This is a genomic window from Pseudomonas saponiphila (genome assembly GCF_900105185.1).
In the GTDB taxonomy this organism is placed as follows: Bacteria; Pseudomonadota; Gammaproteobacteria; order Pseudomonadales; family Pseudomonadaceae; genus Aquipseudomonas; species Aquipseudomonas saponiphila.
The window spans coordinates 1,877,880-1,896,786 of record NZ_FNTJ01000002.1 but is presented as its reverse complement, the minus strand read 5'-3'; the positions used below and the strand labels follow the sequence as shown (position 1 = coordinate 1,896,786).

The following is an 18,907-nucleotide window of genomic DNA, read 5'->3' as shown; positions in this document are numbered from 1 at the left end:
TGCGCTACCAACTGCCTGACGCCCCACCACCGCCAAAACTGCCACCACCGCCTCTGAAGCTGTCCGAATCCGAACTGGAACTGGAGCTGGAGCTGCTGGAGTCGAACCAGTCGAATGAACTGCTGCTCGAACTGCTGTCGCGCTCGGCCCTGGGCGAGTCATCGCGGGTGCCGGGCCGACCAGTGCTTGCCGCTGCACCATCGTCGCGTGTGAAGAGCAAGAGCCCGACCAGCGGCACGCCGACAAATACCGAGAAAAACACCAGTTTGAACCACCACATCCATTCGATCTGCTGGTACCAGCTCTGCTCCACCCAGCGGTGCTCCAGCATCCGCGTGCTGTTGGGCTCCAGCAGACGCACGATGGAGGTGGTGCCGGTAATGATCCCGGAGGAGTACAGCTCATCCTTGAAATACGGAATGATCGAGTCGTTGATGATCAGGTGCGCCCAGATATCGTCGATCCGTCCTTCCAACCCGTAGCCCACCTCGATCCGCACCTGGCGGTCGTCCTTGGCCACCAGCAGCAGGACGCCGTTGTTCTTGTCCTTCTGGCCGATGCCCCAGTGCCGGCCCAGTTGCAGGCCGAACTCCTCGATGCTGTAGCCGCCCAGGCTCGGCACCGTGACCACCACCACCTGATCGGTGGTGCTTTGCTCAAGCCGTTCGAGCATCTGCGTCAGGTAGACCTGCGCCGAAGGCGTCAGCAACTGGGCGCTGTCCACCACACGCCCGGTCAACGGAGGGAACAGGCTTTCAATCGGCGCCGCTGTTGCCGTGGCCGGTGCAGGCTCGACCTGGACAGAGGGCTGCGTCGCACGCAACGGCACCCCATCCATGGGTGTTGAACCTGAGGGTTGCGCCAGTACGGCGCCACTCACCAGCCCCAGCCACAGCAGCGCGCCTCGTAGCACGCGCTGCACGTGGGCCATCAGAATTTCACTTGCGGCGCTTTGTCGGCGTCGGGGCTGGTGGCCTCGAAGGATTCACGCACCGGCAGGTCGCTGTACATCAGGCTGTGCCACAGGCGACCGGGGAAGGTGCGGATCTCGGTGTTGTACTTCTGCACCGCCAGGATGAAGTCGCGACGGGCCACGGCGATACGGTTCTCGGTGCCTTCAAGCTGGGATTGCAGGGCCAGGAAGTTCTGGTTGGCCTTGAGGTCCGGGTAGCGCTCGGACACCACCATCAGGCGGCTCAGGGCGCCGCTCAACTGGTCCTGGGCCTGCTGGAACTGCTTGAGCTTTTCCGGGTTGTCCAGGGTCTTGGCGTCCACCTGGATCGAGGTGGCCTTGGCCCGCGCCTCGACCACCGCGGTCAGGGTTTCTTCCTCGTGCTTGGCGTAGCCCTTGACGGTTTCCACCAGGTTGGGGATCAGGTCGGCGCGGCGCTGGTACTGGTTCTGCACCTGGCCCCAGTCGGCCTTGACCTGCTCGTCCAGGGTCGGAATGTTGTTGATGCCGCAGCCGCTGAGCAGACTGGTGAGCAGCAACAGGGCCGCGACAGGCCAGCTCGAACGCAGGCTTTGAGTGATATTCATGGGTGGGGCTCCTTGCACAACCTGATTGAAATGCAGCGTTTGCCCGGTTTCACGCTTCCTGTGGGCAAAATCTGCCTGCGCCACTGGAATGCATCGGGCTGATGGGCTAAAAGATGCCCAGCGCGAAAAACAGTTCAGAAGTGTGCTGGATTTATCTGAACAACAATAGCTGCCCCTTAAATTTTGGCTGCCGGATGCGCTTTCAAAAGCATCTGTCTTGAGCCCTTGAGAACAATATTCATGAAGAAGCTGTGTTTGCTGGGCCTGCTGGTCAGCCTGGCCAGTCACCCGGTGTTGGCCGAAGTGGCCCCGGTCCCTCTGGAAAACAAAGAAGCCTTTATCAACGATCTGCTCAAGCGCATGACCCTGGAAGAGAAGATCGGCCAGCTGCGCCTGATCAGCATCGGCCCGGAAATGCCCCGCGAGCTGATCCGCAAGGAAATCGCCGCCGGTAATATCGGCGGCACCTTCAACTCCATCACCCGTCCGGAAAACCGTCCGATGCAGGACGCGGCCATGCGCAGCCGGCTGAAGATCCCGATGTTCTTCGCCTATGACGTGATCCACGGCCACCGGACCATCTTCCCCATCAGCCTGGCCCTGGCGTCCAGCTGGGACATGGACGCCATCGGCCGCTCCGGGCGCATCGCCGCCAAGGAAGCCAGCGCCGACAGCCTGGACATCACCTTTGCGCCGATGGTGGATATCTCCCGCGATCCGCGCTGGGGTCGCACCTCCGAAGGTTTTGGCGAAGACACCTACCTGGTTTCGCGCATCGCCAAGGTCATGGTCAATGCCTACCAGGGCCAGAGCCCGGCCCTGCCGGACAGCATCATGGCCAGCGTCAAGCACTTCGCCCTGTATGGTGCGGTGGAAGGCGGTCGCGACTACAACATCGTCGACATGAGCCCGGTGAAGATGTATCAGGACTACCTGCCGCCCTACCGCGCGGCGATCGACGCCGGTGCCGGCGGAGTGATGGTGGCCCTGAACTCGATCAACGGCGTGCCCGCCACCTCCAACACCTGGCTGATGAACGACCTGCTGCGCAAGGAGTGGGGCTTCAAGGGCCTGGCGGTGAGCGACCACGGCGCGATCATCGAGCTGATCCGCCATGGCGTGGCCAAGGACGGTCGTGAAGCGGCCAAGCTGGCGATCAAGGCCGGCATCGACATGAGCATGAACGACTCGCTGTACGGCAAGGAACTGCCGGGGTTGCTCAAGTCCGGCGAGATTGAGCAGAAGCACATCGACAACGCCGTGCGTGAAGTGCTGGCGGCCAAGTACGACATGGGCCTGTTCAAGGACCCTTACGTGCGCATCGGCAAGGCCGAGGATGACCCGGCCGACACCAACGCCGAAAGTCGCCTGCACCGCAGCGACGCCCGGGACATCGCCCGGCGCAGCCTGGTGCTGCTGAAGAACCACAACGACACCCTGCCGCTGAAGAAAACCGCGAAGATCGCCCTGGTCGGCCCGCTGGCCAAGGCGCCGATCGACATGATGGGCAGCTGGGCCGCCGCTGGCGTGCCGGCGCAGTCGGTGACGCTCTACGACGGCATGCGCAATGTCCTGGGCGACAAGGCCCAACTGGTGTACGCCCGGGGTTCCAACATCACCGCCGACAAGAAGGTGGTGGACTACCTGAACTTCCTCAACTTCGATGCCCCGGAAGTGGTGGACGACCCGCGCCCGGCGCAGCAGATGATCGACGAAGCGGTCCAGGCGGCCAAACAGGCGGACGTGATCGTCGCGGCCGTGGGCGAGTCGCGAGGCATGTCCCACGAATCCTCAAGCCGTACCGACCTGCTGATTCCCGCCAGCCAGCGCGACCTGATCAAGGCGCTCAAGGCCACCGGCAAGCCTTTGGTGCTGGTGCTGATGAACGGTCGGCCATTGTCGCTGCTGGAAGAAAACCAGCAGGCCGATGCGATCCTGGAAACCTGGTTCAGCGGCACCGAAGGTGGCAACGCCATCGCCGACGTGCTGTTCGGCGACTACAACCCGTCGGGCAAGCTGCCGATCACCTTCCCCCGCACCGTGGGGCAGATTCCGACCTACTACAACCACCTGACCATTGGCCGGCCGTTCACCCCGGGCAAGCCGGGCAACTACACATCGCAGTACTTCGACGACACCACCGGCCCGCTGTTCCCGTTCGGCTATGGCCTGAGCTACACCAGCTTCAGCCTGTCGGACATGGCCCTGTCCTCCACCACCCTGAACAAGAGCGGCAAGCTCGACGCCAGCGTGACCGTGAAGAACACCGGCAAGCGTGACGGCGAAACCGTGGTGCAGTTGTACATCCAGGACGTGGCCGGATCGATGATCCGCCCGATCAAGGAATTGAAGAACTTCCAGAAAGTCATGCTCAAGGCCGGTGAAGAGAAGTCCATACACTTCACCATCACCGAGGACGACCTGAAGTTCTACAACGCCCAGCTCAAGTACGCCGCGGAACCGGGCGACTTCAATGTGCAGATCGGCCTGGACTCCCAGGACGTCAAGCAACAGAGCTTCGAACTGCTCTGATGCCTGTCAGCGGCCGGCGCAAGACCTGCGCCGGCCGCCTTGCCTCCCTGCGCAATCGCGCAAATCGCTGCCATGTCTGTAGCCGCTGCCGAGACTGCAAGGCTGCGACGATCTTCCGCCAAACCGCCACCGGCCTCGCGACCGCTGCGCGCTCGTTCGCAGCCAGCGCCAGCGGCTGCAGTCAGCCGCGCCGGTCCAGCAGGTTGACCACCAGACGATCGACCCAGCCCCAGATCCGCTGCTTGATCCGCCGCCACAACGGCCGGTTGCGCCACTGCGCCAGGCTGATCTCTTCGCTCTGGGCGAAATCCGCCTCGAAACTGGCCGCTACCGCGCGGGTCAGCGACGGGTCCAGGGCTTCGAGGTTGGCTTCCAGGTTGAAGCGCAGGTTCCAGTGATCGAAGTTGCACGAGCCCACGCTGACCCAGTCGTCCACCAGGGCCATCTTCAAATGCAGAAAACGCGGCTGGTACTCGAAGATCCGCACGCCGGCCTTGAGCAGGCGTGGGTAGTAACGGTGCCCGGCATAGCGCACCGCCGGGTGATCGGTGTTCGGCCCGGTCAGCAGCAGGCGCACATCGAGCCCCCGGGCCGCGGCCTTGCGCAATGAGCGGCGCACCGACCAGGTGGGCAAGAAGTACGGCGTTGCCAGCCAGATGCGCTGCTGGCCGCTGTGCAGGGCGCGGATCAGAGAGTGCAGGATGTCGCGATGCTGGCGAGAGTCGGCATACGCCACCCGGCCCATGCCCTGCCCCGAGTCAGGTATGCGCGGCAGATAGGGCAGGCCGAAATCCACACTGGGCTTCCAGGCGCCCCGGTGCAGGTTGGCACTCCATTGCCGGTCAAACAGCCGCTGCCAGTCACGCACCGCAGGGCCGGCAATCTCCACCATCACTTCATGCCAGTCGCAGCTGTTGTCCTTGGGCTGCCAGAAATCATCGGTGACCCCGGTGCCGCCCACCATCGCCAGGGACTGGTCCACCAACAGCAGTTTGCGATGGTCGCGGTACAGGTTGAGCAGGCCCTGACGCCATTTCAGGCGGTTGTAGAAGCGCAATTCGACACCGGCATGGGTCAGGCGCAGGCGCAGGGGCTGGGTAAAGGCCAGGCTGCCGTAGTCGTCGAACAGGCAGCGCACCCGCACCCCGCGCTCGGCGGCCTGGACCAGGGCCTGGACCATGGCCTCGGCGCAGGCACCGGCCTCCACCAGATACAGTTCCAGCTCCACCTGCTCCTGGGCACGGACGATGGCCAGCAGCATGCGCGGAAAGAATTCGGGACCATCGATCAGCAACTCGAAGCGGTTGCCTTCACGCCAGGGGAACACCGCCGCGCGCATTTCAGCGCGCCGTGAAGATCAGCACCGCACCCACCGGCACCGAGAAACTGATGGCCGAAAGCCCCGCGAGCTTGCGCAGGCTGTCCAGCCCCGGGGCCAGGTTGAAGTCTTCGGCGTTGAGCACCAGGGGTTCCAGGGTCACCACCTGAAAGCGCCGGTCATCCAGGCGGGTGGCCAGCAGTTCGGCGTTGTACGTGTGTTCCTGGCCGTGCAGGGTCACGGTGACCGGCAGCAGCAGCTCGATCTGCGCACCGGGAGCCAGGTCGTTGATCGGGCGCAGGTTGATCTGCGCGGTGATCTGCGCCTCGGGAAACTGCTGCACCTGGAACAGTTCCTGGCGCATGCGTTCATCGCGCAGAGGAATGCCGCTGCTGACCGAGTCCAGCTCGATCTGCAGCAGCGCCTGGCCCTTGCCATCGACCTTGCCATGCAGCACCAGGAAGCGCTGGACTTCGGAAATATTGGCGTTCTTGGTGGAGACGAAGGACACGCGGGATGACTCGTTGTCCAGGTACCAGTTGGCCTGGACCGGCAGTGCCAGTACCCCGAGCAGGCTGAGAAGTAGGCGGATCGGCGTACGCATGCAAGCTCCCTTGAACAGAAGGCGCCACCTTAACCGGCTGCCGTAAGGCTGGCAAACGCCGTGCTCGGGCGGCGCCCTGCGATAGAGTTGCACGCCGTGCCTTTGGTTCAGGGACAGTCCTGCGGCGCTCGCAGCGGACGGATCAAAGCCTTGGCCGGTGCGCCGCTGCCAGTCAGGCAAACCCCGGAGGCAACGTGGCGCGAATGGCATTGCCCGTCGGCGCGGCCGGAGAACGGCTCAGGCGAGGCTTTTCTGCAGTTGTTCGACGGTGGCGGCCAGCAGCCCCAAATGACGATTGCGCACCTGCTCGACGCAGCTCAGGTCCATCGGCCAATGCAGGGCGATGCTACCGATCACCCGCCCCTCGGCCTGCAGCGGCAAGGCCACGGCGCGAATCAGAAAAGGCAGGCGCACCGGATATTCCCAGTGGCCTTCAGTGCGCTGGCCAAACCCCAGGTGCTGGGATTGGGCGCAGGCCTGTTGCTGCTCTTCGACCGGTACTCGCTCGCGCTCGGCCAGCCGCTGGACTTCGGCGCTGGCCAGGGCCCCCAGGCAGGCCTTGCCCATGGCCGAATGAAACAGGCTGGCATGCTGGCCGACAATCCGGCTGTTGTTCGGGTAGCGCTTGCGCAACACCTGGGGCACCGCGCTTTCCAGGACTTCCAGGTGCTCGCCGTCGAAACTCGACAAGTCGCTGACCAGCCCGGTGCGTGCACTCAATTCCAGCAGCCAGGGCGCCGCCTGCTCCACCAGGCGGCGCTTGAAGCGTTGTCGGCTGTCACCGAACAGGCTGCGCGCGCTCAAGCGATAGCGCCGGTCACTCAAGCCCCGGTAGATCCAGCCCTGCTCCTGCAAGGTCAGCAACATGCGCGACACCGTCGCCTTGGGCAGCCCGGTCAGGTAGTGCAACTCCTCCAGCCCCAGGGCCTGGTGCTGACCGAGTAACTCGACAATCGCCAAGGCCCGTTCCACGGAACGCACACTGCCGCTTTCGACCTTGCTGGCCATGGTCCGAACTCCCTGACTTGAGAATGGGTAAAGCCGTTACCCAGCAAGATGCGGGCCTCAGGAGCCTAGCAGCGACGCTTGCCTGGTTACAGCAGATTACCTGGCGGGCGCTGGCGTACCCATTGCGTCAGTTGTTCATGGGCATGAGCCAGCTGCAGCACAGCATGGTCGGCCTGGGCCGGACCGATGATCTGCATGCCCATGGGCCGGCCCGCCAGATTGAATCCCACCGGAATGCTGATGCTGGGCAGGCCGGCCAGGGTCGGACCGATCACCACTTCCATCCAGCGATGATAGGTATCCATTTCCTGCCCATTGATCTGCCTTGGCCAGGCCTGCCGTGCATCGAAAGGGAACACCTGGGCCGTGGGCAACAGCAGAAAATCGTAACGCTCGAACAATCGCTGCAAGGCGCGGTACCAGTCGCTGCGACTCTGGGACGCGCGGTACACATCCGCAGCACTCAGGTTGGCGGCCCCCTCCACTTCCCAGCGGGCCTCGGGCTTGAGCCAGCGGCGTTTGTCCGGGTCGCCGTGCAACAGCCCCAGGGAGCCCTGGACCAGCCAGTGCCGGTGCACCAGCCAGCAGTCCCACAACTGCGCCATGGAGAAATCCGGCTGGCAGCTTTCCACTTCACAGCCCAGCCGGGTGAAGTCGGCCAAAGCCTTTTCACACAGGCTCAATATCCCCTGCTCCATGGCCAGGTAGCCGTTGTAGTCCCCCAACCAGCCCAGGCGCAGGCCCCGCACGTCACGTTGCAGAGGCGCCTGCAACAGCGCCGGGTCCTCCTTGAGGGACAAGGGCACCCGCGGATCGTAACCGGCCTGGGTGCTCAACAGCCGCGCCACATCGGCTACCGTGCGTCCCATCGGCCCTTCGGTAGCCAGTTGCTGCACGAACAGTTCCGGGGTCGGGCCGAACGGCACCCGCCCCTGGGAAGGGCGCATGCCGAACAGGTTGTTGAAGGCCGCCGGATTGCGCAACGAGCCCATCATGTCGCTGCCATCGGCCACCGGCAGCATGCGCAGGGCCAGGGCCACTGCCGCCCCGCCGCTGCTGCCGCCGGCGCTCAGGCTGCTGTCGTAGGCATTGCCGGTGGTGCCGAACAGCTGGTTGTAGGTATGGGAGCCCAGGCCGAACTCCGGCACGTTGCTCTTGCCGACGATGATCGCGCCACAGGCCCGCACCCGGGCCACGCTGATGGCGTCCACCTGGGGCACCTGTTCGGCGAACAGCGGCGAACCCAGGCTGGTGGTCAGCCCCGCGGTGGCTGCCAGATCCTTGATCGCCTGGGGCATGCCATGCATCCAGCCCATGGACTGCCCCCGGTCCAGTTGCCGGTCGCGCTCGTCGGCCCGGGCCAGCAACTCGCCCGGATCGCCCAGGGACACCAGCGCATTGAAATGCGGGTTGTAGCGCTCGATCTGTTGCAGGTAGGCCTGCATCACCTCGCGGCAGGACAGCTCGCGCGCATGGATCGCCCTGGACAGCGCCAGGGCGTCCAGCTCGACGATGGACTCGCAGGCCACGGCATCGCTGTGCTGAATCAAGACTCGCCTCCCAGGGGCAGGGCATCGGGCTTGGTGTCCCGGACCGCGTCGTACATGCAATAGATGCCCAGCAGACTGAAGATCGAAGTCGCCAGGACATAGAAGGACGGCGCCACCGGCGTGGCCATGACCCGGCTCAGCCAGGTCACGATCAAGGGCGCGAAACCGCCGAACAGCATCACCGCCAGGTTATACGCCACGGAGACGCCGGTGGAACGCACCTCGATGGGAAACTGCTCGGCCAGGGCGGTGGGAGCAGGACCGAAGAAACCGCCAATGGCGCCACACAGCAGGATCTGCATCACCAGCAGGCGCTCGATGGACGGCGCGGCGGCGACCCAGACATACAAGGGATAGACCATGATGAAAAACGCCAGGGTGAAGGCCGCCAGCACCGGACGCCGGCCGATCCGGTCCGACAGCGCCCCGGAAAAGGGGATCACCAGGGTCATCAGGGCCACGGCGAACATCTGCACCAGCAGTACCTGATCCAGGGGCAGGCCGAGGTTGGCGTGGGCGAAGGTCGGCATGTTCACCAGCACCACGTAGAAGGACACGGTGCTGCCGCTGCACAAGCCCATGGACACCAGAATCGCCCGGCGCTGGCTCGACACCACCTGCCACAGCCCCGGCCCATTGCCCCGCACCTGCTTGCGCGCCTCGATGAAGGCCTCCGGCTCTTCCATGTACTTGCGGATCCACAGGCCCACCGGACCGATCAGCAGGCCGATCACGAACGGCAGGCGCCAGCCCCAGAGATCCAGGGTCTGGGGCGAAAAGAAGTGGGTCACCGCCGCCACCATCGCCGCCCCGCTGAACACCGCCAGACACTGGCCAACCAGTTGCCAGGAACCGTACAGGCCCTTCTTGTGGGCCGGCGCACTCTCCACCAGGTAAGCCGTGGCGCTGGCGTACTCCCCTCCGGTGGCAAAGCCCTGGAGCATGCGCGCCACCACGATCAGCAGTGGCGCGCCAATGCCAATGGCCGCGTAGTTGGGGGCAAACACGATCATCGCGATGGCCAGGGTCATCAGTTGGATGATCACCATCATCGCGGCCTTGCGGCCCTTGCGATCGGAGTAGATCCCCAGCAGCACACCGCCCACCGGACGCATGAAAAAGCCCACGCCGAAGGTGGCCAGGGCCATCAGCAGCGAGGTGTATTCATCCTCCGCCGGAAAGAACTGGCGGGCGACGAAGCTGGCGAGAAAGCCATAGACGATGAAGTCGTACCATTCCAGGGCGTTGCCGACGACGGCGGCAACCACCTGCCGGGTCTTGGAAGCAGCGGGACTCGAAGTGCTCATGGGAAGTTCCTTGGATACTTTTAAGCCTTGGGCCGGGCTCGGAAAAGTGCCGGGCGCCGACAACGCCCGGGGTGCTCGGAAACGCAGGAACGACAGGGGTCAGGAGGGCTTGAGCCAGCTTTCCGCGAGGGCAGCCCAATAGGCCGCGCCGGTCAGCAGGATGTCGTCGTTGAAGTCGTAACCCGGGTTATGCACCATCGGCTGCGCCACACCGTTGCCGATGAACAGGTAGCTGCCGGGGCAGCGTTGCAGCATCCAGCCGAAGTCCTCGCTGCCCATCAGCTTGGGGGTGTTGCCGTCGACCGCCTCGGCCCCCACCAGCTCGACCCCGACCCGCCGGGCGAACTCGGTTTCTTCCGGGCTGTTGATCAGCACCGGATAAGCCGGGCGATGCTCGATGCTGGCGCGGCAGCCAAAGCTTTCGGCCTGGGTGCGGATGATCGCCTTGACCCGCTCCAGCATCTGCTCGCGCACCGGTGCATTGAGGGCCCGCAGGCTCAGGCGCAACAGCGCCTGCTGGGGAATCACGTTGGCCGCCTCGCCGGCCTGCAGGGCACCGACCGTCACCACCGCGGCTTCCTGAGCGTCGATATTGCGTGCCACCACGGTCTGCAAGGCCATCACCATGCTCGCCGCCGCCACTAGCGGGTCCACCGCCAGGTGCGGCATGGAGCCATGGCCGCCGACGCCTTCGACTATCACCTCGAGCAGATCCTGGGAGGCCATCATCGGCCCCTCGCGAAACCCCAGGTGCCCGGCCGGCAGCCCGGGCATGTTGTGCAGGCCAAACAGCGCATCACAGGGGAAGCGCTCCAGCAGGCCATCGGCAAGCATCGCCTCGGCGCCGCCCTGGCCCTCTTCGGCGGGCTGGAAGATCAGGTTCAGGGTGCCGTCGAACGTTCGGGTCGCGGCCAGGTAGCGCGCCGCCCCCAGCAGGATGGTGGTGTGGCCGTCATGCCCGCAGGCATGCATGCAACCGCCGTGGCGACTGCTGTAGGGAACCCCGGTGTTCTCGATGATCGGCAAGGCGTCCATGTCCGCCCGCAGCCCCAGGGCGCGGGTGCCCGTGCCGTTGCGCAGAACCCCAACGACCCCGGTGCGGCCAACGCCGGTATGCACCTGGTAACCCCACTCCTCCAGGCAACGCGCCACCAGCGCCGAGGTGCGCTGTTCCTCGAACCCCAGTTCCGGGTGGGCATGAATGTCGTGCCGGATGGCCCGCAGGTCGCCGGCAATGTCATTGAGCCAGGCAAGGATGTGCTGGTGTCGGGTCATGGCGTATCTCCTCTGGGCCGGGTGGCTTCCCGTTCTTGTTGTCGGAGCGCTGCACGAGGGGCCGGACCTGCTCGAAGCGCTGCGTCAGATAACCGCGCGGCGCAGCACAGGACAATCAAATGTGGTTCCACTGTATGGAACACATCATCGATGGCGCGGCTTGATCGAGGATCAGGGATCGAGGCGGCAGCCTTCGCGGGGGCCCAGCCAGGAGGCGCTGTGGGTCCGCCCCAGGGCGCTGGCGGTGACTCGCCGGGCCTGCGGCTCATCATCGAAACCGCTGATGGGCAGGTACTGGCGCACGTAGGCGCGGCAGTCCTCGGCAGGTTGTTGCATGACGTAACGGCAGGAGCAGTACTCCTTGGCGGTGTAGGCCCCGAGGATGTCGGGAAACGCCTGCAGCGCCACCCGCTGCTGCCAGCCCCAGCCCAGCAGCAGGAGCAGCGCCAGCAGCAACAGGCCGAGCAGCGGATGACGGCGCACCCAGGCCCGGCGCTTCATGGCGGACTCGGTTCGGGAAAGACCGCCAGGACCCGCTTGAGCAGCTCGTTGTGCCGATAGCTGCCATCACGGTCGTCGCCATAGCGCACGATCACCAGGCGCTCGGCGGGCAGGATGTACAGCGCCTGGCCCCAGTGTCCCAGCGCCGCATAAGTGTCCGCCGGCGCATCCGGCCAGGGCCGGGGCGCACCGTCCACCGCGCGGTTGAGCCACCAGTGCCCGCCCGCCACGGCCACGTCCTGGTTGGCCCGGTAGCCGGCAAAGGGGGTGCGACAGAATTCGACCCAGGCCTTGGGCAGCAATTGCCGGTCGCGCCAGCGGCCATCGCGCTGCATCAACAGGCCGATCCGCGCCAGATCCCGAGCCGTCAGGTACAGGTAGGACGAAGCAACGAAGGTGCCGGCCGCGTCGCGCTCCCACACGGCATGGGTGATTCCCAGGGGTTCGAACAGCGCGTGCCAGGGGTAGTCCGCGTAGCGCTCGGGCCCCACTATCCCCCGCAGACTGGCCGCCAGCAGGTTGCTGTCGCCACTGGAGTAGCGAAACACCTGCCCCGCCCGCGCGGCCGTCGCCTGCTGTGCGGCGAATGCGGCCATGTCCCGGTGGCCCCGGGTGTAGAGCATGGCCACCACCGAGGAGTTGAGCGGTGCGTATTCGTAGTCTTCCTGCCAGTCCAGGCCCGAGGCCCAGTGCAGCAAGTCGGCCAGGGTGATGCGCGGATGCCGCTGCAGCGCCGGGTAATACTGTGCGGCAGGGTCCTGCAGCTGGAAGCGGCCTTCACCGAAGGCAACGCCCAGCACCACCGCCAGCAGACTCTTGCTGGCCGACCAGATGAGATGGGGAGTCTGCGGTCCGGTGGTGCCGGCATAGCGCTCGTAAAGCAGCTGGCCATCGCGGATCACCAGCAAGGCGTCGGTGCGAATGCCTTGCCGGGACTCTTCATCTCTGGGCTCGAAGGCGTAGTCCTCCAGAGCCTTGAGCCCCGGGCCGCTGACGGCCGGGCCCCAACTCCATTGCTCCGCCGGCCACTCCTCGGCCCAGGCCGGCAAGTAGAGGCACACAAGCAATGCCAGCAGGATCGGGGCCTTGGCCATGGATGACACTCAAGTGACGTCAGCGGCCGAGCCTAGTCCAGGCGGATGACAGTTTCACTGCAAGTGCCTTCGTTTGTGGGCGCTGGCTGGCCAGCGAAGGCGTCATCGTGCCTTGCGCGAGGCTCTCGGGCCCATTCGCCGGCAAGCCGGCTCCTACGCAAGGGCGCGCCGTTGCTAAAACGAGGCCAGGGCTTTGGCCAGGCGTTGCTCCCGGGCGCTGGCGGCCAGGTCCAGCAGGGCTTGGTCCCGGGACCATTGGCTGCGCCAAGGCTCAGGACCATTGGCGAATGCGGCGTCGATTTCAGGCCGCAACACCTGGAACTGGGTGAACAGACCGCCCAACAGAATGTGCCCGCCACTCAAGGAAGGATTCTGCCGACTGACTTCGGCACAGCCCGCCAGCAACCCCAGCAGTTGCAATTGCAGTGTCTGCGGCCAGCCGCTGTCCTGGCCCACGCCGTACAGCCAGGCGAGCATGGCGCTCAGGACGTAGGTGTCTTCCAGGGTCCGGAAGGGTTTGACATAGGCGTCCCAGCCATCGCCGGCGAGCAGTTCGCAGGCGGCGTTGTCCAGCAGCAGGCAGCCATGGCTGATCTCCGGCATCAGGCCGATGGCCGGCAGGGTCTGGACCTTGACCCCCGGTTCCCCGGCGTAGACCACGGTCAGGCGCAATGCCGCCCGCTCACCCGGGACCTCGCTGCGGGCCGCCACCAGCAGCCAGTCGGCGGCATCGCCGGCAGTGACGAAATCCTTGCGTCCGCTCAGACGCAAGTCCTCCAGGCGGGTCTGCATGTCCGCCGGACGCAGGCTGCGGCGTTCGGTCGCGCATAAAGCCCCCAGGCTGAGCGGCGCGCTGGGCCACAACATGCGCAATGCCGCCTGGTAACCCACCAGGAAAGCCAGCCCCGGGGTGCTCATCAGGCGCCCGCCGCGCACCGCCAGCTCAAACGGCGTGAACGTTCCCAGATGGCTCAGCAAAGCCCCATACCCCTCGGCCAGGTCAGGGTTGGCGGGCAGTCGTTCACGGCTCTCGAGCAGGGCTTGCCAGGGCATTCGGAGGTCCTCAGGGGCTGTCATACAAGCATCACCAAAGCTTCATGGCGATGACACCGGGGCTACATAGCCTGACTTTGCACAACAAAGTCGATTGGCTGCAACCCAAGGCGGGTCAGTGGCCCGCACGGAGATTCACGATGACTCAGATCGCCCGCATCAGCGACACCGGCATTGAACGCCGCCTGCAAGCCGAACGCCTGATCGGCGCCCAGGCCTTGCAGGAAGCACAGGCCCTGCGTTTCAACGTCTTCAGTGGCGAGTTCAACGCCAAGCTCAAGGGCGCGGAACTGGGTCTGGACATGGATGACTATGATGCCCATTGCAGCCATATCGGTGTACGGGACCTGAACACCGGGCGCCTGGTGGCCACCACCCGTCTGCTGGACCACCAGGCCGCCAGCAGCCTGGGGCGCTTCTACAGCGAAGAAGAGTTCAGCCTGCACGGCCTGGTGCAGCTCAAGGGCCCGATCCTGGAGATCGGCCGCACCTGCGTCGACCCGGCCTACCGCAACGGCGGCACCATTGCCGTGCTCTGGGGCGAACTGGCGGAGGTCCTCAACCAGGGCGGCTACAGCTACCTGATGGGCTGCGCCAGCATCCCCATGCAGGATGGCGGCGTGCAGGCCCAGGCGATCATGCAGCGCCTGCGCGAACGCTACCTGTGCACCGAACACCTGCGGGCCGAACCGAAGAAGCCGTTGCCGAGCCTGGACATTCCGTCCAACGTGATCGCCGAGATGCCACCGCTGCTCAAGGCCTACATGCGCCTGGGAGCGAAAATCTGCGGCGAGCCGTGCTGGGACGAAGACTTCCAGGTCGCCGACGTCTTCATCCTGCTCAAGCGTGACGAGTTGTGCCCGCGCTACGCCCGGCACTTCAAGGCGGCGGTCTGATGCGCCGGCTGCGGGTCTACGGGCGCATCGCCCGGGTACTGCTGGTGGTGGCGCTGGGGCTGAGCATGGCCAGTGTCTTCGGTCTGCTGGAGCGCCTGGGGGTGGCCAACTCCATGGTCCGGCGCCAGCGCTGGTCGCGCTTCTTCATGGCGCGCCTGAGCAATGCCCTGCCCTTCCAGATCTCGGTACACGGCGAGTTGCCCGGGCAGCCAATGCTCTGGGTCAGCAACCATGTGTCCTGGACCGACATTCCGCTACTGGGCATGCTCACGCCGCTGTCCTTCCTGTCCAAGGCCGAGGTGCGTACCTGGCCGGTGGCCGGCTGGCTGGCGGCCAAGGCCGGCAGCCTGTTCATCCGCCGCGGGGCCGGTGACAGCCAGCTGATCCGCAAGCAGATGACCCGCCACCTGCAGGAGCAGCATCCATTGCTGCTGTTCCCCGAAGGCACCACCACCGACGGCCATGGCCTGCGGACTTTCCACGGCCGCCTGCTGGCCAGTGCCATCGACGCCGAAGTGTCGCTGCAACCGGTGGCGATCCGTTATTTGCGCGATGGCCAGATCGATACCCTGGCGCCCTTCATTGGTGACGACGACCTGCTCTCGCATTTGATGCGGCTGTTCGCCAATGATCGGGGCCAGGTGGAGATTCATCTGCTCAAGCCAATTGCCTGCCAGGGCCAGGAACGTGCGGCACTGGCCTTTCAGGCACAGCAAGCGGTGCAAAAAGCACTATTTGGCGACGTTGCCCAACCCGCCGAACCACGTCGCAGCGGCGAACTGGTCGCCGCCTGAACCACACGTAGGAGCCGGCTTGCCGGCGAAGATGCCGTTGAAACCTGCACCATTGATAGAGGTGCTTTCGTCGGCAAGCCGACTCCTACCGAGGGGACGTTCGTCAGGGTAACTGGATGTGCTGCATGGCGAACGACTGCAATTGCGGGTAAAAATCGCGGAAATCTTCGCTCAACGGCCGATACAGACGCTCCAGCTCCCCCATCGCCGCAGTCAGCTCCTCCGGTTGCGACAAGCGCCGGGCAATCCCGCGCAACACCTGCTCCAGCACCTGGAAATCCCGATAGGAACCCAACCAGTCATCCGCCGCCATATAGGGCGCTATCTGCGCCAGGCGCCCGGGCAACTGCGGCTCGGCCGCCAGCACCCGATACACGTCGGCGGTGAACTGCTGCAAGGGACGATCGGCATATTCGGCCCAGTCCCGAGCCAGGCAATGGTCGAAGAACACGTCGATGACGATGCCGGCATAGCGCCGCCGGGTCAGTGAAAAACGCGACAGCGCCGCACTCACCAGCGGGTGGCTGTCGGTGTAGGTGTCGATGCTCCGATGCAGCTGGATCGCCGCCTCGACTTCAGGGGCAAACTGCCCTTGCAGGCGGCCTTTGACGAAATCGCCATACAGGCTGCCCAGTAATTGACCCGGACGCTGGCCGCCAAGGTGTAGATGTGCGAGATAATTCATTCGCGCAGCTTAGCACCGCGCTCAATATATCGTTATAACCCGATATACCGATAAGTAATGATTTAAGATCAAAATCATATTGGTATATCGCGAAATAACGATTTAAATTTCGCCTCATCGCGATACAACGTTTTACGGAAAACGAGCACCGCCATGTCCCTCGACCTCGACGAAATAATAAAAGCCCTGGCACATCCGGTTCGCAGGGAAATCCTGCACTGGCTGAAAGACCCGACAGTCGAATTTCCCGATCAGGCTCACAGCAATGAGCACGGCGTGTGCGCCGGACAGATCGATCAACGCTGCGGCCTGTCGCAGTCGACCGTGTCCGCCCACCTCGCCACCCTGCAACGCGCAGGCCTGATCAGCAGCCGGAAAGTCGGCCAATGGCATTTTTTCAAACGCAATGAGGAAGTCATCCAGCAGTTCCTCACGCAAATGAGCCAACAGCTCTAGACCTGACAAGGACCCGACAATGCCCCTTTCACTCATCATCCTGGCCTTGAGCGCCTTCGCCATCGGCACTACCGAGTTCGTCATCATGGGGCTTCTGCCCGATGTCGCGGCGGACCTCGGCGTGTCGATTCCCGGCGCTGGCTGGCTGGTCACCGGCTACGCCCTGGGTGTGGCCATCGGTGCGCCGTTCATGGCCCTGGCCACTGCCCGCTTGCCACGCAAGGCGGCGCTGGTGGCGCTGATGGGAATCTTCATTGTCGGCAACCTGCTGTGCGCACTGGCCAGTGATTACAACGTGCTGATGTTCGCCCGGGTGATCACCGCGCTGTGCCACGGTGCCTTCTTCGGTATCGGTTCAGTGGTGGCCGCCGGCCTGGTGCCCGCCAACAAGCGCGCCTCGGCCGTGGCCCTGATGTTCACCGGCCTGACCCTGGCCAACGTCCTTGGCGTCCCGCTGGGCACAGCCTTGGGCCAGGCGGCCGGCTGGCGCTCGACCTTCTGGGCGGTGACGGTGATCGGCGTGGTAGCACTGATCGGCCTGTTGCGCTTTTTGCCGGCCAAGCGCGATGAGGAAAAACTCGACATGGGTGCGGAACTGGCCGCCCTCAAGGGCGCTGGAATCTGGCTGTCCCTGAGCATGACCGCGCTGTTCGCCGCGTCGATGTTCACCCTCTTCACCTACGTTGCGCCGCTGCTCGGCGATGTCACCGGCGTCTCGCCCCAGGGCGTGACCTGGACCCTGCTGCTGATCGGCCTGGGCCTGACCCTGGGCAACATCATCGGCGGCAAGCTGGCGGACAAGCGCCTGGGCGCCACCCTGATCGGCGTGTTCGCGGCCATGGCGGTGGTTTCCACCGTGCTGACCTGGACCAGCGTGGCGTTGATTCCCACTGAGATCACCCTGTTCCTCTGGGCCACCGCTTCGTTTGCCGCGGTGCCGGCGCTGCAGGTCAATGTGGTGACCTTCGGCAAGGCCGCGCCAAACCTGGTTTCGACCCTGAACATCGGCGCCTTCAACATCGGCAACGCCCTGGGCGCCTGGGTCGGCGGCAGCGTCATCGCCCACGGTTTCGGCCTCACCAGCGTACCGCTGGCGGCTGCGGTGCTGGCGATCCTGGCCCTGCTGGTGACGCTGATTACCTTTCGCCAGGGCGGCAACGCCGAACTGGCTGCTGCAACCCACTGATCCGACTCTTTCCTCTATAGAAGGCTGCATTCCATGACCACTCTGTTTGATCCGATCAAGATCGGCGACCTCGAACTGTCCAACCGCATCATCATGGCCCCGCTGACCCGCTGCCGCGCCGACGCCGGCCGCGTGCCCAACGCGCTGATGGCCGAGTACTACGTGCAGCGGGCATCCGCTGGCCTGATCCTCAGCGAAGCCACTTCGGTCACCCCGATGGGCGTCGGCTACCCGGATACCCCCGGCATCTGGTCCAACGATCAGGTGCGTGGCTGGGCCAACGTGACCAAGGCGGTGCATGGCGCCGGCGGCAAGATCTTCCTGCAGCTGTGGCACGTGGGGCGGATTTCCCACCCGTCCTACCTGGACGGCGAAACCCCGGTGGCCCCGAGCGCCATCCAGCCCAAGGGCCATGTCAGCCTGGTGCGTCCTCTGGCCGACTACCCGACCCCGCGGGCCCTGGAAACCGCTGAGATCGCCGACATCGTCGAGGCTTACCGGGTCGGCGCGGAAAACGCCAAGGCCGCCGGTTTCGATGGCGTGGAAATCCACGGCGCCAACGGTTACCTGCTGGATCAGTTCCTGCAAAGCAGCACCAACCAGCGCACCGACCAGTACGGCGGCTCCCTGGAGAACCGTGCCCGCCTACTGCTGGAAGTCACCGACGCGGCCATCGAGATCTGGGGCGCCGGGCGGGTGGGTGTGCACCTGGCACCTCGCGCCGACTCCCATGACATGGGCGACGCCAACCTGGCGGAAACCTTCACCTACGTCGCCCGCGAGCTGGGCAAGCGCGGCATCGCTTTTATCTGCTCGCGCGAGAAAGAAGGCGCCGACAGCCTGGGCCCGCAACTGAAAGAAGCCTTCGGCGGCCCGTACATCGCCAACGAACGCTTCACCAAGGACAGCGCCAACGCCTGGCTGGCTGCCGGCAAGGCTGACGCCGTGGCCTTCGGCGTGCCCTTTATCGCCAACCCGGATCTGCCCGCGCGCTTGAAGGCCGACGCGCCGTTGAACCAAGCGCATCCGGAAACCTTCTATGGCAAAGGTCCGGTGGGCTACATCGACTACCCGACGCTGTAAGCCGTTCCCGGTAAACCAAAAAGCCC

Annotated in this window: 18 protein-coding genes; 6 read left to right on the top strand and 12 right to left on the bottom strand. The window is 64.9% G+C overall.

The window, feature by feature from the left end; all coding sequences use genetic code 11:
* Positions 1 to 4 precede the first annotated feature (4 nt).
* A complete protein-coding gene (locus tag BLV47_RS36800; RefSeq protein WP_092320266.1) occupies positions 5 to 931 on the bottom strand; it encodes a TPM domain-containing protein in 927 nt (308 codons plus the stop codon).
* Positions 931 to 1,539: a LemA family protein gene (locus BLV47_RS30535; RefSeq protein ID WP_068582077.1), complete on the bottom strand. Its 609-nt coding sequence runs from the start codon at positions 1,537 to 1,539 to the stop codon at positions 931 to 933. The genes BLV47_RS36800 and BLV47_RS30535 overlap by 1 nt, the downstream gene beginning before the upstream one ends.
* 240 nt (positions 1,540 to 1,779) lie before the next feature.
* Here BLV47_RS30535 and bglX point away from each other — a divergent pair, with 240 nt between their 5' ends.
* Positions 1,780 to 4,071 carry a beta-glucosidase BglX gene (gene bglX, locus BLV47_RS30530; RefSeq protein WP_092320265.1) on the top strand — a complete coding sequence of 764 codons (2,292 nt, stop codon included), beginning with the start codon at positions 1,780 to 1,782 and terminating at the stop codon, positions 4,069 to 4,071.
* A gap of 181 nt (positions 4,072 to 4,252) precedes the next feature.
* Here the strand turns inward: bglX and BLV47_RS30525 are convergent, their stop codons facing one another.
* The 9 genes from BLV47_RS30525 to BLV47_RS30485 all read right to left on the bottom strand — a co-directional run bounded on the left by BLV47_RS30525 (position 4,253) and on the right by BLV47_RS30485 (position 13,781).
* On the bottom strand, positions 4,253 to 5,410 hold the full coding sequence (locus tag BLV47_RS30525) for a phospholipase D-like domain-containing protein (protein ID WP_092320264.1): 1,158 nt from the start codon (positions 5,408 to 5,410) through the stop codon (positions 4,253 to 4,255).
* Between the two features lies 1 nt (position 5,411).
* Positions 5,412 to 5,993, bottom strand: coding sequence for a YceI family protein (locus tag BLV47_RS30520; RefSeq protein WP_092320263.1), 582 nt, complete (start codon positions 5,991 to 5,993; stop codon positions 5,412 to 5,414).
* A 237-nt stretch (positions 5,994 to 6,230) separates the two neighbouring features.
* Positions 6,231 to 7,001 (bottom strand): IclR family transcriptional regulator, encoded by a 771-nt coding sequence (locus BLV47_RS30515; protein ID WP_092320262.1) that lies wholly within the window; start codon positions 6,999 to 7,001, stop codon positions 6,231 to 6,233.
* A gap of 86 nt (positions 7,002 to 7,087) precedes the next feature.
* The gene (locus BLV47_RS30510; protein ID WP_244168973.1) at positions 7,088 to 8,551 is read right to left on the bottom strand and encodes an amidase; all 1,464 of its coding nucleotides are present in this window, start codon (positions 8,549 to 8,551) and stop codon (positions 7,088 to 7,090) included.
* The gene (locus tag BLV47_RS30505; protein WP_092320261.1) at positions 8,548 to 9,858 is read right to left on the bottom strand and encodes an MFS transporter; all 1,311 of its coding nucleotides are present in this window, start codon (positions 9,856 to 9,858) and stop codon (positions 8,548 to 8,550) included. Before BLV47_RS30505 ends, BLV47_RS30510 begins: the two co-directional genes overlap by 4 nt.
* 99 nt (positions 9,859 to 9,957) lie before the next feature.
* Entirely contained in the window at positions 9,958 to 11,133 is a 1,176-nt protein-coding gene (locus BLV47_RS30500) for a M20 aminoacylase family protein (RefSeq protein ID WP_092320260.1), read from the bottom strand.
* A 171-nt stretch (positions 11,134 to 11,304) separates the two neighbouring features.
* On the bottom strand, positions 11,305 to 11,634 hold the full coding sequence (locus BLV47_RS30495; protein WP_092320259.1) for an amidase: 330 nt from the start codon (positions 11,632 to 11,634) through the stop codon (positions 11,305 to 11,307).
* Complete coding sequence (locus tag BLV47_RS30490; protein ID WP_092320258.1) at positions 11,631 to 12,728, bottom strand: serine hydrolase domain-containing protein; 1,098 nt, start codon at positions 12,726 to 12,728, stop codon at positions 11,631 to 11,633. The genes BLV47_RS30495 and BLV47_RS30490 overlap by 4 nt, the downstream gene beginning before the upstream one ends.
* A gap of 174 nt (positions 12,729 to 12,902) precedes the next feature.
* Positions 12,903 to 13,781, bottom strand: a complete 879-nt coding sequence (locus tag BLV47_RS30485) for an acyl-CoA dehydrogenase middle domain-containing protein (protein ID WP_092320257.1) — start codon at positions 13,779 to 13,781, stop codon at positions 12,903 to 12,905.
* Positions 13,782 to 13,921: 140 nt separating this feature from the next.
* Between BLV47_RS30485 and olsB the strand changes: the two genes are divergently transcribed.
* Both olsB and BLV47_RS30475 read left to right on the top strand, forming a co-directional pair.
* Complete coding sequence (gene olsB / locus BLV47_RS30480) at positions 13,922 to 14,677, top strand: L-ornithine N(alpha)-acyltransferase (RefSeq protein WP_092320256.1); 756 nt, start codon at positions 13,922 to 13,924, stop codon at positions 14,675 to 14,677.
* The gene (locus tag BLV47_RS30475; protein ID WP_092320255.1) at positions 14,677 to 15,471 is read left to right on the top strand and encodes a lysophospholipid acyltransferase family protein; all 795 of its coding nucleotides are present in this window, start codon (positions 14,677 to 14,679) and stop codon (positions 15,469 to 15,471) included. The genes olsB and BLV47_RS30475 overlap by 1 nt, the downstream gene beginning before the upstream one ends.
* A 103-nt stretch (positions 15,472 to 15,574) precedes the next feature.
* Here BLV47_RS30475 and BLV47_RS30470 read toward each other — a convergent pair whose 3' ends face one another.
* Complete coding sequence (locus tag BLV47_RS30470; RefSeq protein ID WP_092320254.1) at positions 15,575 to 16,156, bottom strand: acyl carrier protein phosphodiesterase; 582 nt, start codon at positions 16,154 to 16,156, stop codon at positions 15,575 to 15,577.
* Positions 16,157 to 16,309: 153 nt separating this feature from the next.
* On the opposite strand from BLV47_RS30470, the gene BLV47_RS30465 reads away from it, so the two are divergent.
* The 3 genes from BLV47_RS30465 to BLV47_RS30455 are packed head-to-tail and all read left to right on the top strand — an operon-like array spanning position 16,310 to position 18,881.
* Positions 16,310 to 16,612, top strand: a complete 303-nt coding sequence (locus BLV47_RS30465) for an ArsR/SmtB family transcription factor (protein WP_016965050.1) — start codon at positions 16,310 to 16,312, stop codon at positions 16,610 to 16,612.
* A gap of 19 nt (positions 16,613 to 16,631) precedes the next feature.
* On the top strand, positions 16,632 to 17,798 hold the full coding sequence (locus tag BLV47_RS30460; protein WP_092320253.1) for an MFS transporter: 1,167 nt from the start codon (positions 16,632 to 16,634) through the stop codon (positions 17,796 to 17,798).
* 33 nt (positions 17,799 to 17,831) lie between these two features.
* On the top strand, positions 17,832 to 18,881 hold the full coding sequence (locus tag BLV47_RS30455; protein WP_092320252.1) for an alkene reductase: 1,050 nt from the start codon (positions 17,832 to 17,834) through the stop codon (positions 18,879 to 18,881).
* Positions 18,882 to 18,907 lie beyond the last annotated feature (26 nt).